A 14333-nucleotide genomic window follows, 5' to 3' on the forward strand; every position below is an offset into this window, starting at 1 on the left:
GCGATTCCCGCACCCAGGCAGTAGGTTTCCATCGCTTGCACCTGCGAGGCGAGATCGTCTTTTTGTCCAGCACTGGAAACCCGGCAATAAACCACGACGTCGCGTTTCTCCGGAGCGCCACCCGTCAGTAGGCGCACATCCGCTTCGTCAAAATAGCGATGCCCGGACGGATGGCGCTTGGCCGCGAGCCTCCCTTCGCGCTCCCAGCGCCGCACGGTCTGCACCGAGCGACCAATCCGCTTGGCAAATTCTCCGATGCTGTAGTAGCTGCTCATATTGAATAATTATAGACAGCTCTGGTAATAAATCAAGCAACTGTTAATTACTCCTCGTCAAAGGGGAGGTACTTCTGCGCCTCCAGCCCATCGCGATGCTTGGGGCGGAACACCTGGAAATAGGCCACCGCCATCAAAAGAGCAATCACCACCGTTAAGAGGGTTCCCACCCAATCGGCCGCCGTCATGGCCGCCCAATCGGTGCGGAAATGTTCGGCAAGACTATTCACGATAATCCACCCCTGGCTTCAGAGTGGCCATGGTGCCCAGCACTTGCAGATAGGCCACCACGGCATCCAGTTCCGTCTTGTCCGCCGTTAATGCCGGTGTGGCTTCGATATCCGCGTCGCTGTAGGGCACGCCAATCAGGCGCAGCCCCTTCATACGCCAACGCATGCGCTTGCCCTTCACCAGGCGTTTGTCCAGCCAGGGATAGCTGGGCATGATCGATTCCGGCACCACCGAGCGCGGGTTGTTCAGATGTTGGCGCTGCCATTCATCGGAATACTTGCCACCGACGCGGGCGAGATCCGGTCCGGTGCGTTTGGATCCCCACTGAAAGGGATGATCAAACATCGATTCCGAAGCCAGTGAATAATGCCCATAGCGTTCGCGCTCATCGCGAAACGGACGCACCTGTTGGGAATGACACAGATAGCAGCCTTCGCGCTGATAGATGTCGCGCCCAGCCAGTTCGAGCCCGGTATAGGGGCGGATGCCATCGCCGGCCTTCCAGTTCCACACCTCACGACCACTGTCATCCAGGGTGACAATGGGCGTTTGCCCTGCCTGCGGCCAGACGATCTCCGGGAAGCGGTTCGCCTCCTCGGTGCTCTTGAGGTAAAACAGCGGCACAATCTCCACGATGCCGCCAATCGACAGCACAATGGCTGTCATAATCGACAGGCCCCAGATATTGCGCTCCACAAAATCCTGAACACCACGCGCCATGTTGCTCTCTCCTGTTGCCGTCCGCGCTCAGACCAACACCGGAACCATGGGGCCGCGCGCCTCGCGCAGACTGCCCTCGGACGCGGACTTCCATACCGTCATCAGTACATTGAACAGCATGACCACAGCACCGAACAGGAAGATGGCACCACCGACTGCACGCATCGCGTAATAGGGATGCAGGGCCGCCACCGACTCGACAAAGGTATAGGCCAGCGTGCCGTAGTCATCGTAAGCGCGCCACATCAGGCCCTGCATGATGCCAGCCACCCACATGGCCACCACATAGATCACGGTACCAATGGTGGCGGTCCAGAAATGCACATTCACCAGCCCCTCGGACCACAGCCGGGTGTGCCACAGGCGGGTCATCAGGTGATAAATGGCGCCGATGGAAATACCCGCCACCCAGCCCAGGGCGCCGGAATGCACGTGCCCAATGGTCCAGTCGGTGTAGTGCGACAAGGCATTAACCGTCTTGAGTGCCATCACCGGCCCCTCGAAGGTCGACATGGCATAGAAGGCCAGCGCGATGATCAGGAAGCGCAACACATAGTCGGTGCGCAATTTGTCCCAGGCGCCGGACAGGGTCATCATGCCATTCACCGCCCCGCCCCAAGAGGGAATAATCATGGCGATGGACACCGCCGCACCCAGCGAACCAGTCCAGTCCGGCAATGCGGTGTATTGCAGGTGGTGCGCACCCAACCACACATAGCCGAACATCAGCGCCCAGAAGTGAATCACCGACAGCCGATAGGAATACACCGGCCGGTTGGCCTGCTTGGGCACAAAGTAATACATGATGCCAAGAAAGCCGGCCGTTAGGTAGAAGCCCACCGCGTTATGGCCCCACCACCACTGGATCATGGCATCCTGCACCCCCGAGAACAGGCTGTAGGATTTGAACAGCCCCACCGGGATCGCCAGGCTGTTGACCACATGCAGGTAGACGATCATGATCATCATGCCCAGATAGAACCAGTTCGACACATAGATGTGCGAACTCTTGCGGTGGGCAATGGTCATGATGAAATTAAAGGTAAAGGCCAGCCAGACCACGGCGATCAGGATATCGATCGGCCATTCCAGCTCGGCGTATTCCTTGGACTGGGTGAAGCCGAAGGGCAGCGTCAGCACCGCTAGGAGGATGACCAGATTCCAGCCCCAGAAGGTATACCAGGCCAGCTTATGGCTCCACAGCCGCACGCCGCAGGTACGCTGCACCGTATAGAAAGCCGTGCCCATCAGGGTACAGCCGCCGAAAGCGAAAATGACGGTGTTGGTATGAACCGGACGCAGCCGACCGAAGGAGATATAGGGATTGTCGAAATTCAGGAAGGGCCAAGCCAGCTCCGAGGCGATATAGACGCCCACCGCCGCACCAAGCACCAGATAGACCACCGCCATGATGGTAAACCAGCGCACGACATCAAAGTCGTACTTGCGCTCCGCCGCGCTGTCCACCTTCGCCTCCATAGACTGCTGCTCCGAATTTTGTACTCAAAAATGCTCATCGGTCATTCGCTCTCCGTTGATAGGTCAGACCTGCAACTGGAGTCCTGGCTGGGCAGTGCTCAGCCGGAGGCGTTCAGTCCGCTCCAGCACGATCGCTTTGACCCGTTTGAACGGGGTGAACCGCTCAATGTTGGGATCGAACAATCTCGCCAGCACGTTTCGCGCAGCGTTCTGATCCGCCTGCAACACAACCCCGTCGGAACAGTAAAACCGATCCCCGCGCCGTTGGCCATCGAGGCATCCGGTTCGGGAGTCGATTTGCGATGTGTAAGCTGGATTGACCAGAACGACCGTAGAACCTCTACGGCTTGAAACACTCTCAAGTGCTTCGGCAATGACGCCTTTCGTCCAGGCCGCGAGGCGACGATTGACGTTCTTGCCGAAGGACTTGCCCGCCATCGGGGCAGTTAAATCTTCTGCCGCGATGACGGCGGCTTTGTCGACGACCTGATGAACCGATTTGAAGACGATCGTGCGAATCCGCGCGTGGGTCTTGTCCATCTGCCGGTTGAGTTTCTTACGACCCAGGTTGAACGTGCGGATGTGCTCGCGCTTGCGCGGGTTGCGGTGTCGATTGGCCAGGGCTCGCAGTTTGGCGCGGCGCTGGTATTTGGCTTTGAGTCGGTCGGATTGTTCTCGCAAGACCCGACCGAGTTCCTGGCCGTGGTGGTCACCATCGGAATCGACCAGGGCTTCGGTGTAACCTTTATCGACGCCTAGCGTTTGCGTACCGCAATCCTGTTTGACTTCAACATCAATGGTGTAGTGTACCTCGATCCGGTTGTTGTCTTTGAGGATGAGGCGCAGGGTACCGGTTGGCGCGATGGTGGTGTTGAGCGGAATGGCGAGGCGTTGGCCTTTGATCAGGCCGGGAATTTTGATCCAGGCGCGCCCGCCAAGTTGAAAGCTGGTGTAATTATCTGAGCGGACAATGATCTGGTTGTGGGTGTGGTTGTGTCCGCGCTTCCAGCTGTTGCGCATGATTCGGCGCAGATACGGATCGCTTGTCCATTCGTTGCGTTTGAGTGCGGTGAATACGCGTTTTTGCTCAGCCTTGTCCTGGGTGTGACGCCAGATGCACCGGCGCGCTTTGACCTTGGCGGATTCCATGTTGGCGCTGATGTCGCCCTTGGCATCGCGCAGGGTTTCTTTCCAGGCATTGGCCGAGACGGGAAAAACGCGCTTGTCTTTGAGCCACTGATCGCGAATTTGGCGGTCGGTGCGATGGATGCCCTGGATCGAACCGAAGCGTTGCCAGACCTCGGAGCGCACTTGACCCAGTCGCCGGGCTTGTTCACGCAAGGCATCGATCTTGCCCAGATTAGGGTTTTTGGCGGTGAGTATTCGGGTGGCTTTCATCCGACCAGCCTGGTTAGGTATGACATTCATCAATCGCGAGCTGAGACATTCGCGAATCTGAGGCCCGGTATCAAGGCGACGGTTGCGCTTGGGGCGCGCCACGGGAATGAGCAGCCTTTCACGCTCCCAGTGTTGCAGCGTCTTGACCGAGATCAACAGCCGCTTTGTCTGTGATGATTGTGCTTTCTATCGACCAATAGAAACACTATCGCGCATTATTTTTAATATCAAAGTCTAGCTCCAAAGCATCCAGACGCCATGCTTCAGCTTCTCAATAACAATTCATCACACCCTGAAAGTCAAGACACTGCTCCTAAAAACCTAAGCAAAGTTGCCCCATCATCGCTGGGGAAACTGTTATTCGGAAATCACCTTATGACTTCCAATCTCCAGCACGCAGCCCCCATGAGACACTTGCTGATATAGCCTAATATTAGTGGACAGCCGCCTGGAGTTGTGTGACCAGGCGTGCAATGTTCGGATTCCCTGGTTGCAGCTGCTGGAGCCGCTGGGCGTAGTCAAGTGCCTGGCGCAACTGGCCGGCTTCGCTATGGTAACTGATGAGCGCTGAGAGGGTGTCGATATCGCCTGGGCGCTGGCGATGGACGCGCGCCAGGGCGGCGATGGCGGCGTCGCTTTGACCGCTGGCATGCAAGGCCACGGCGTGCACATAGCCATAGCGCGCGTTCTCTGGCGCCAGCTCGGCGGCCTTGGCCAGTTCAGCGAGCGCCGGCCCGGACGCTTTCTGGCGGATCAGCGACAGGCCCCGGGCATGATGCAGATCAGCGCTGTCGGGTTGCTGTTCCAGTCCGGCGCGCAGGGTGGCCTCCGCCTCGCCCTCGCGTCCGTTTTTGCTCAGCAGTTGGGCGAGATTGACATAGGCTGGGATGAACTGGGGCTGCAAACGGATGGCCGCGCGGTAGTGTTGCTCGGCGTCTTGGACCCGCCCCTGGTCGGCATACAGGCCGGCGAGGTTGAACTGGGCCTCGGGCCGCTCGGCGTTGAACTGCCGCGCGGCGATGTATTCCTCAATGCCTTGCGCGCGTTGGACTTGCGCCTCTGGCGCCAGCTGGTCATCCGGGACAGCGACCAGCAAGCGGGCAGCCTCGGTGCGCACCGCTTTGAGGTCATCCTCCAGCAGGGGCACCGCGAGCAGGCGCTCGCGTGTCCCCAATCCATCAAGGGCCGCGAGCGCGCCCAGCCGCCGCAGCGGATCCTTAGCGGCCAGGCCTTGTTTGATCGCCTCCAGCATCACGGGGCTCGGATAGCCGCCCAAGGCCTGCAAGGCCGTAGCGCGTGCGATGCCGGGCTGGCCGCTGTCCACCGCGATGGCCTGCAATAAGGCCCCAGCCTCCGGCTGGCCGGTGCGCGCGGCGTGCAGTGCCGGAGCATAGGCCTGCAAGCCCGTGGGCACTTGGCCATACCAAGCGACGACCTGATCCGCCGCCCATTGCGCGGACTTATCCGTGTGACAGTTGGTGCAGGCATTGGGGGTTCCGAGCGCGACCGACTGATCGGGGCGTGGCACGCGAAAGCTGTGCTCGTGGCGCGCGTCAACCACCATGTAGTGCTTCGCCAGCATGTGGCATTCAATACAGCTCGCGCCAGTCGAGTCTTCGGGGTGGAAATGATGCGCCTTAGTCGCGTAGCGATCCGGCGCATGACACTGAGAACAGACCTGATCGCCGGGCAAGCGCAGGTCAGCACTGTGAGGATCGTGGCAGTCGGAGCAGGTGATGCCAGCCTGATACATCTTGCTCTGCAACAGCGAGCCCCAGACGTAGACTTCGTCCCCAACCTGGCCATCGGCGTGGTAAAGTCCCTCGCTCAGCAGTGCCGGGCGAAAGGCATCGAGCAGCGGATCACCGGCCTGGGTCTGGTCGGTGAGCTGACTGCGGCGGCTGTGACAGCGCGCGCAGACCTGAATTTCCTGGCTGGTGATGCGTGGCTTGGAACGTTGCGCCTGACCGGTGGCGGGGTCAATCGGCCAAGCCACGCCCTCGCGCTCGTCGAGTCGCACAGTCAGGCCCATGTTTGGCAGAGCGCGGTCGAATACATTGGGATCCAATGCCGCCACATCCGGCGATTTCTGCACCTCATCCCGGGGTTGAGCTTGGGCCTTAGCCCAGCGCAGGTGATCCGAACCGGGGCCATGGCAGGCCTCGCAAGAGACATCGATCTCCGACCAAGTGGTGTCGTAGCTGTCAGCTTGAGCGTCATAGCCCTTGCGCAGATTGGTGGAGTGGCAATCCGCGCACATATAATTCCAGTTGAGGTTTGGTCCGGTCCAGTGCAGCACATCGTCGTGCCGAACCGGATCATCGGGATGCAGGTGCATCCAACGCTGCCCGCCCGCTTCCTTTGGACGACTATCCCAGGCGATGTCGAGTGCCTGTAAGCGCCCGCCGGGAAAGGCAATCAGATACTGCTGCAGCGGATAGACGCCAAAAGTGTACTCGATTGGATACTCATGCAATTCACCGTCTGGACCGTCGGTGCGCACCATGAAGGCGCCGTCCTTGCGGTAGAAGCGCGAGCGCAGGCCGAGATGCTCGAACTCGCGCTCGCCGAAGTCTCCGAGAACCGTTTCCCCGGTGGCCTCCTGCATGGCCAGGTCATGATGCGAGCCGCGCCAGCGCGTCGTCTCCTCCGCATGACAAGGTGCGCAGCGCGCTTGGCCCACATAGCTTGGCCTCGCGTCTGTGCCGGCTTGCGCCGACGCAGCGAGAATCAACCCGATGAGAAACCGAAACATGGTTTGTGCCCCTAAAGCACATGGCTGGCATAAAGCGCTGCCATGGGTTCAGAGCACTGCACGCGAGCGCGTCTTACCACAAAGGTCCCCAGGCATCCCAGTCCATCATGTCGGCGTCCATTGCGTTCTCCTCGGCAATCTGTTCCTTAACCGATATCTTCTGGTAACGGTCATAGGCCGCCTCGCCACCGGCATAGAGGCAGTTGCAATCGGCAGCGTCGGCCCAGAAGAAGCGGATTTTTCCCTTAGGGCCGACTGTGCGCGTGAGTGTGCGCTGCGGCAGGCCGGCAAGCTTGGCTTTCTGGCGTGCGGTCTCAGCGACTTTCATCCTGAAACCCGACGCTGCCAGCGCTTGCTCCGTCGACTTGGCGTTCGACTCCTCGATCTGAGCGCAGCCGGACAACCCAATGACGAAGGCAAGACCAGCGATGACGAGAGTCTGGTAATTGGTTTTCATGAGGTTGTTTATCTCCTGTTTAAGTGGATGGTGTTAGAAATCTGAATCGATGGGTTATGCGTTCATGGGGAATCATTGAGCCAAACCGCAATGACTGGCCCGCTGCTCCATGTGGCGGAAGAGGCTCTGGTACAGCGCGCAATAGGGATCCTTGGCCAAGAGCGTACTGCGCATGCTGTAGGTGCGCACCGGACAGCCGCCGTGGCATAAGGCCAGATAGTCGCATGCGATGCAATCGCCCGATTCATCCGCTTGGACATTGCCCTTTCCAGATCCAGATCCAGATCCAGATCCTGTCCACGCCTGTTTCAGGAGCTGCATCGGCCGGTCGGCGAATTGCCGGCGTGCGCGACTGTGTTGCAACAGACCGGTCAGGTTTTCACACTCAAAGACGTTTCCGAACACATAGCCTGGATAGCTGGTGACCCAGCAGTCGCACTGGGCGACTTCACCCCGCGGGTCGATAGCGATGAGCTCGTCGGCGCAGTTTTTGCTCCAGATGCAGGGCAGGCAGCTGTCGCGGTCGAGAAACACATTCATCAGCTGATCAAAGGGGCCGATGCTGACATCCTGTTCTGGTCCGCGTTCCAGCCAGATGTCGGCCAATTCACAATGAAAGCGCGCCAGATCGGTGGGATCGAGCGTGAGGCTTTGTTTCGCCGGGTTGTCTGCGCCGCCGGGAAAGGGGGTATTGATCTGAAAATCGGTGATGCCGAGCTCGTCAACCAAGTGGGTGTAAAAGCGCTCGGCTCCCATTTCCAGGGTGCCCGGGTTGATCACGGAAATCACCTTGACATCAATACCCGCCTCCCGCGCCATGGTGACCTTGCGGCTCCACAGCGCGTCGTAGTGCGCGGTGTCGTGGCCCGCGACCCGGCGGTGGCGGTTGGGAACATCCAGCGAGGTGCTGAGGCTATTGCCGAACATTTCGGCAATGACCCCGTTCCACGCCGGACTGTAGGCCAGCAGATTGGTTTGCAGACCGTGGTGTACGACCTTGCCGCGCCGGGCGGCGGCCTCATCAATCCAGGCGTGGGCCTCACGATACCAGTCTGGCGGGAGCAGCATAGCCTCGCCGCCCTGCCAGTTGATGCTAAGCACGCGCATGCCCTGCGCTGCCATGTGGTCGAGCACCTTAGCGATGATGAGTTGCAAGCGCTCAAGACTTAAGCTGTCGCTGGTCTTGTCCTCGAAACAATACTCGCAGGCGGCGTTGCACGCATTGGTGGCGAGCAGAATCAGCGACAGCTGGTTGCCATTGATCATGGCGCTGGTCCGCCAGAGGCCGCAGCCGCAGCCGCCAGATCGGCGCGGAACTCAGTGGCAGCCTGACGCAGACTAGCAAACAGCCGTTTGACCCCGATACAGTCATAGTCGCGTCTGGGCCATTTGAAATAACCGTGGCAGACGCTAAAAAATTCACAGTCGGCACAATCGGCACCATCGGCCAGCAGACCAGCACTCCAGTTCGCAACGAATCCGTCGGGCTGCGGTTCGCTTAGCGCAGACAGCCGCCCGGGAAGGTGCTCGCGGCCCTGATCGTCGATGGTGCGAACCAATGCTGGGTTCTCTTCTTGAATGTCCCAGAGATTGGCAGGTTCATCGCGCACCCAAGCCATCAGCAGGCTGTGGAAGAAATCCACCGGCTGCGTGAAGATCCGCTGGTGCAGATAGGCATTGAGCACTCGCGCGAGGGCGTCGATCTGCTCTGGCTTCTCCTGACCGATCTCGAGTCTGACGCCGAACCCGAGCGCCGCCGCCAGCTTAACAGCCTTGCTGAAGCCGGGTTTCACCGCCATAGCGACGCGAACCGGGTGGTTTTCCATCAGCTTGGCATGGGCGTAGAGCGTGGGAAAATCCGCGTCCGGGTTGTCCAGCAGCAATTCGATGGGCAGGCCCTCGGCCCAGTGGATCAACGCATCAGAGTTGTTCGCCAGGCTGCACAGCTGCACATAGTCGATCCTGTCGAGATCGTCCGGGCGCAGTCGCGCCACCAGCTCATGAGCCTGATGGCCACGCACGACCCAGGTTGCCCTTGGATCGACCTGGGCGAAGAATGACCGCAGCCGCGCGAGCGGAAGCTTGTAAACGCGCTGCTGGTTCAGCGCCGATTGATCCAACTGCCACCGCCCCAGCCGCCGCCGCGACGATTGCCCCAGCCGACGCCGTCACGGGCGTTGATCCAACCACCTCCCCGACCACCGCGGCGGTTAAGCCATCCGGCCTGCGCCTCCCGGCCCGGCAACAACACACCACCGGCAATGGCGCCAACAATCACAGCTTTGGACCATTTACCCAGCCCGAACAGGAAAGCCCGGCGACTTTCCAGATCCCGCGCCTGGTCCAGCACAGGATGCTGCGCCTGTTCTGGCATGGCGGCCTCTGGGGTGGCCGTTGCCTGATCGGTGTCATTCGCGATCTCGGTTGGATTGTGCTTGTCGGTCATCGCAGAATTCCTCTCATAATAGTTGATCAATCGGCTGAAGCCGGCGCAGTTGCCGGATCGCCACCGATCACTTGCGAGTAGTGCATGCTGTGAAAACGCCAGCCGTCGTCCTGCTTGATCACCACACCGGACAAATTGGCGACGAACTTGCGGGCCTTGCCATCCTTGCGATCACGAAAGCGGCACACCTCGGTAAACCAGGCAACATCCTCCATGGCGTGGCCCACGCCCTCCTTGCACTTGGCCTTCATGGTGTTGGGGTCGAAATTGCCCATGAAATGTTTGAAGGCGTCCTTGATCTCATCCTGGCCCACCCAGTGCTCACCAGGACCAGTTCCCATCAGCATGATATCGTCGCCATCAGCGAAGGTCTGCATCACTCCATCGAGATCATGCGCATCAAAGGCTTTTTGTTGCACTTGCCAAAGCTGCTTGACCGCCTCCGAAGTGGTCTGGTTATCCTCCGCCAGCAGAGGCTGGGCGCCCAGACTCACCGCCAGGGCGAGGGTTGCGACAGTTGTTCTTTTCATTGTGACTAGCTCCTGTGGGTGGCCCCGGCATGATGCGCCGGGGCGCGGGTCCAATGCACGGAATTAGTGAGGTGAACGCCCCACACCGCGCTCTTCGAGCATCTTCTGCATGACTTTCTTCTCTTGCGGCACCATATCGTACATGGGCGGGTTATTGCTGACAAAGCCGATCTTAAACTGTGGCGGATACTTGATCAGCTCGGCCATGTAGTCGCCCGCCGCGCCGATCACCGGAACCATCATGGGAATATGGCGAACACCGATGCTGGCGTCTTCCTGTGGATTGGTATAGAGGTTAAAGGTGATCGTACCGCCACTGTCGGTGAACATCGCCCCGCTGAAGCCGCCAATGTCGCCTTTTTGCACCACCGCATTCTGAAGCTCTCCCGTCCAGACATACTTGAACTCATCAATCCTCATGGCACTAAAGTACTGGTTGATGGTGTAGGGACGGCTGCGTCGGCTCGACAGCCCCTCATCGGCCAGCAGGAAGGGTAACTGATCGACCCCATCAATATAGGTGTCTTTCGAGAACTCAGCGGCCAGATCCGCCCCGGAGACACCATTCATGGACATCACCGTGGGCAGAATATCGGCGAAATCGAACAAGCCGTCCGAGCGACGTGCCGGGATCATGCCTTTCCAGTAGGCGAAGGTCGGCACCCGCACACCGCCTTCCCAGCTCGAGCCCTTGCAACCGCGAAACGGGGTGCGCCCATGCGGCGGGATCTCGCATTCCGGACCATTATCGGAGGTGAGCAGGATCAGGGTGTTCTCAAGCTGATCGGTTTCCTCAAGCTTGTCGACCAGGGCGCCGAAAATGTCATCCATTTGCACCATGCAATCGCTAAAGACAGTATGCGCGGCTGATTTACCCAAGTACTCATCCGGCGGATAGTTGTCAAAATGACAGCCCCGGGTGGCGTGGTAGAGGAAGAACGGCTTGTCGCTGTCTTTCATCTTGTCGAGAAAGGCCAGGCTGACCTCCTTCCAATGAGTGTCAAGGTCTTTGATGTAGTCGAGGTCGATCAGCTTGCCGTCCTGGCATTGCTCGGTGTCCTCGGGGGTGCAATGGACCTCGTGGTGGTCAAAGCCATCCTCCTGCATCATCTTGAAGCGCGCCGGTGCCAGGGCGACCTCGGGATTGAAATAGAGATCGCGCCATTCGGTGTACATATCCGAGACGCCCAGAAAGCCGACATAGTCGTCATAGCCGATATTTTGCGGCAGTGAGCCCTGGTTCTCGCCCATGTGCCACTTGCCGACACCCTGGGTGACATAGCCCTGCGCCTTGAGCAGCTTGGGCAAGGTGGTGGCGCCGTCGAGTCCGCCCGGCTCGCCATACATAGGCGGGCGCAGAATGCCGTGATGCAGCGGATTTTGTCCGGTATGGATAGTCGCGCGGCTCGGCGAGCAGGATGGCGTCGAATAGGCTGAGGTCAGCAGCAGCCCATCTTGGGCCAGCTCATCCATGTTGGGCGTGGCATTGCCGACCGCCACACCACCACCATTAAAGCCCGGATCCATCCAGCCCACGTCATCAAGCAGGAAGATCAGCACATTGGGCTTTTTACCGGTTTTCTTCTCCAATTCGGCCAGCTTCTCGCGCGCGGCTTTCTCTTGCTCTGGATGAGCAATGGCCGGATACATGTTGTCAGCCGGCTTCTCGGCCTTGAGATGAATGAAATGACCAGGAAAGTCATAGCCTTTGGCTTGAGTCGCTCCCGTGGTTGAGCCACGCGGATTGCTGCCCTGGTCTGCGTCCTGGGCAACAGCCGCAAAGGGCAGTGCCAAGCTTAAAGAACATGCGACAGCCAATCGGGCCATTGAACGAGCCGAACGAGGCATCGGTGCCCCAGTGGGCGCGGGCGTCAGCCCGCGATCATGGTACGGATCATCAGTCATCAGCATCACCTTAATTCGGGTTTTGGAAGGTTCAGGCTCTGGTAAGGTCGATTCGATCAGAACGATGGCGAATGCCCCAGTCCGAACTCTAGGTGGTCTGGGCGCTAATGCCTATCCGTGTTACTACTTAGGCCACGTACGTATCGGGGCGCCGCCGGGTATCCCGACTGTCGCACCTGCTCGTTATCCTTGCTTTATCTCTAGCTTTAGCTTTATCTTTGCTTTTCCGCTCGTCGCGGCTGGCCAAACGGTCAAACGCGGTCAAAACAACTGCGAGAGATTTCCGTGGCCGATAACCCTCAAATGCTGATGGCTGTCTCTGTGGGGCTGATTCTAACCTGCATCATCGTCATCATATTATTTATCATCTTCGTGCACACCATGCCCGGCAAGATTGCCCGCAAGCGCGGCAACCCTCAGGAAGAGGCGATCGAGATCCTGTCCCTGCTCGGGTTGCTGATTTTTCCGCTGTGGATGGCCGCACTGGTGTGGGCCTACCTGAAGCCCTTCACACTATCGGTGGCGCTGGCCAATCAAGCAGCTGGCACCGCCAAATCCGATTCGGAGTCAGTACCCGATTCTGAACCAACGCGCGACCCCCGACCCCAATCGGTATCCAAACGAGCATCGGTCGCCGAACCCAACCAGAATTCCATGCTCGCCTCGGACTCGAAGCCGCTGCCTGACGTAGCAGCGGCAACCGCGCCAGCCGAGCGACCCGCCAACCCGGACACGCAGGCATAGCCCATGGAACTCCTGGTCACTGTCGCCTACTTTTGCCTGATCTGGCTGATTTTTTTCCGCTTTCACCTGTTGCGCTTCAACCTATTCTGGAGCTTCGTGGTCTTCGGCCTCTATGCCGGCGCAGCCCTCACCGAGGTCGTCGTGCTCGGCCAAACCACACCCTACTCAAAGGAACTGGTGGTGGAGCGCTATGTGATCCAACTGGCGCCAGAATTCGGCGGCCTGGTGACCGAAGTCCACGCCAAGCCGAATGTACCCGTCGCCAAAGGAGCGCCTATCTTCAGCATGGACGCGACCCCGTGGCAAAACAAGCTCACCGAGGCAACCGGCGAGTTGGCCAGCGCGGCCCAGGAGCAGAAATCGGTCGAAGCCGAGCTGGCCGAAGCTGAGCGCAAGCTCCAAGACGCGGTCAAGTTGGTGCCGCAGAAGATGATGGCCGCCCAAGAATTGCCCATCCGCCGCGATCGTGTCGAAGGGCTTAAGGCGCAGGTCGCCGGCATCGTCAGCAAGCAGGAGACTCTAAAGGCCGAGTTGAAAGAGGCGCGCTACAACCTGGAGCATGCAACCATCGTTGCACCCGCCGATGGCTATCTGGTCGATCTGGTGTTGCGCCCCGGGAGTTTTATTCGCCTCAAGCAGCCCGTGGCCAATTTCGTCAGCAGCGAGGATGTCTTTTTGGTCGCCAGCGTCGATCAACGCTCAGTGCAGTGGATTCGCCCCGGAGATCAGGCGCATTTCGCGCTGAGCATGTACCCCGGGCGTCTTTTCAAGGCCAAGGTGGATTCAGTGGCCTGGGCCACGGGTCGCGCCCAGCTCACAGCCACCGGTCCCCTGCCCTCCGAGCAGCAGATCGGCATGAGCAAAACCTTCTTCGTCAAGCTCGATCCGCAAGGCGATTTCAGCCAGACGCCGCTGGAGTTCGGCGCCAGCGGACTGGCCGCCATCTTCACCAGCAAAGCGATTGATCTGGTGCGGGTGCTGCGCATGATCGAGATCCAGTCCGAAAGCCTGCTCAACTACATCTTCAATCCCTTCTAAAAGGGTAGGAAATCCAACCGCCTATGCGAAATATCTATAGTGGACCCCATGTCCAGGACAAATTTAGCTCGAATTTAAGTTAGTTTACTCGCCAGCCGCAGCGATTTGGCGCTGCCCCACATCTTTGCCAGACGAAGCCGTAGCGGCGCAACAGGCCTCCTCCAACGTCTCTGTTCCATCAACCCTGAAGTGGTCGACAACCACGGTTCCACCTCCCCAAACTCTGATGGGGTGCTACCTTTCAATAATGTCCTTAGCAAGGCTGAGCACCGAACTGATCGATCTTGTCCCAGAATTGCGCCCAGCGTCCGGTCGACTGAACCAATGCACGTAAGCTCAAAACAATCTTGGCGCC

The 14333-nt window shown here is 59.2% G+C and carries 14 protein-coding genes; 2 read left to right on the forward strand and 12 right to left on the reverse strand.

Annotated features, from left to right (window positions below):
- The 12 genes from CKO36_RS16860 to CKO36_RS16915 form a co-directional block, all read right to left on the reverse strand.
- A partial coding sequence (locus CKO36_RS16860) for a MerR family transcriptional regulator (RefSeq protein WP_200285898.1) occupies window positions 1–275 on the reverse strand: 275 nt, incomplete at its 3' end.
- Between the two features lie 47 nt (window positions 276–322).
- Entirely contained in the window at window positions 323–505 is a 183-nt protein-coding gene (locus CKO36_RS16865) for a cbb3-type cytochrome c oxidase subunit 3 (protein WP_200285900.1), read from the reverse strand.
- Window positions 498–1226, reverse strand: a complete 729-nt coding sequence (gene ccoO, locus CKO36_RS16870) for a cytochrome-c oxidase, cbb3-type subunit II (protein WP_200285901.1) — start codon at window positions 1224–1226, stop codon at window positions 498–500. Before ccoO ends, CKO36_RS16865 begins: the two co-directional genes overlap by 8 nt.
- Before the next feature lie 27 nt (window positions 1227–1253).
- Window positions 1254–2705, reverse strand: a complete 1452-nt coding sequence (gene ccoN / locus CKO36_RS16875; RefSeq protein ID WP_207161500.1) for a cytochrome-c oxidase, cbb3-type subunit I — start codon at window positions 2703–2705, stop codon at window positions 1254–1256.
- 63 nt (window positions 2706–2768) lie between these two features.
- Window positions 2769–4103 carry an RNA-guided endonuclease TnpB family protein gene (locus CKO36_RS16880; protein ID WP_242469692.1) on the reverse strand — a complete coding sequence of 445 codons (1335 nt, stop codon included), beginning with the start codon at window positions 4101–4103 and terminating at the stop codon, window positions 2769–2771.
- Between the two features lie 433 nt (window positions 4104–4536).
- Window positions 4537–6858 carry a tetratricopeptide repeat protein gene (locus tag CKO36_RS16885; protein ID WP_200285903.1) on the reverse strand — a complete coding sequence of 774 codons (2322 nt, stop codon included), beginning with the start codon at window positions 6856–6858 and terminating at the stop codon, window positions 4537–4539.
- A 73-nt stretch (window positions 6859–6931) separates the two neighbouring features.
- Window positions 6932–7315 carry a hypothetical protein gene (locus CKO36_RS16890; RefSeq protein ID WP_200285904.1) on the reverse strand — a complete coding sequence of 128 codons (384 nt, stop codon included), beginning with the start codon at window positions 7313–7315 and terminating at the stop codon, window positions 6932–6934.
- A gap of 72 nt (window positions 7316–7387) precedes the next feature.
- A complete protein-coding gene (locus tag CKO36_RS16895) occupies window positions 7388–8581 on the reverse strand; it encodes a radical SAM/SPASM domain-containing protein (protein WP_200285906.1) in 1194 nt (397 codons plus the stop codon).
- Entirely contained in the window at window positions 8578–9435 is an 858-nt protein-coding gene (locus CKO36_RS16900) for a hypothetical protein (protein ID WP_200285908.1), read from the reverse strand. The genes CKO36_RS16895 and CKO36_RS16900 overlap by 4 nt, the downstream gene beginning before the upstream one ends.
- Window positions 9417–9761 carry a hypothetical protein gene (locus CKO36_RS16905; RefSeq protein WP_200285910.1) on the reverse strand — a complete coding sequence of 115 codons (345 nt, stop codon included), beginning with the start codon at window positions 9759–9761 and terminating at the stop codon, window positions 9417–9419. Before CKO36_RS16905 ends, CKO36_RS16900 begins: the two co-directional genes overlap by 19 nt.
- A 26-nt stretch (window positions 9762–9787) precedes the next feature.
- The gene (locus CKO36_RS16910) at window positions 9788–10291 is read right to left on the reverse strand and encodes a YybH family protein (RefSeq protein WP_200285912.1); all 504 of its coding nucleotides are present in this window, start codon (window positions 10289–10291) and stop codon (window positions 9788–9790) included.
- 63 nt (window positions 10292–10354) lie between these two features.
- Window positions 10355–12085, reverse strand: a complete 1731-nt coding sequence (locus CKO36_RS16915; RefSeq protein ID WP_242469693.1) for a sulfatase-like hydrolase/transferase — start codon at window positions 12083–12085, stop codon at window positions 10355–10357.
- A gap of 414 nt (window positions 12086–12499) precedes the next feature.
- Here CKO36_RS16915 and CKO36_RS16920 point away from each other — a divergent pair, with 414 nt between their 5' ends.
- Together CKO36_RS16920 and CKO36_RS16925 are read left to right on the forward strand one after the other, a co-directional pair.
- Window positions 12500–12940, forward strand: a complete 441-nt coding sequence (locus CKO36_RS16920; RefSeq protein WP_200285914.1) for a DUF3302 domain-containing protein — start codon at window positions 12500–12502, stop codon at window positions 12938–12940.
- Between the two features lie 3 nt (window positions 12941–12943).
- Entirely contained in the window at window positions 12944–13978 is a 1035-nt protein-coding gene (locus tag CKO36_RS16925; RefSeq protein WP_200285916.1) for an HlyD family secretion protein, read from the forward strand.
- Window positions 13979–14333: the final 355 nt, after the last annotated feature.

Source organism: Rhabdochromatium marinum, assembly GCF_016583795.1.
GTDB classification, from domain to species: Bacteria; Pseudomonadota; Gammaproteobacteria; order Chromatiales; family Chromatiaceae; genus Rhabdochromatium; species Rhabdochromatium marinum.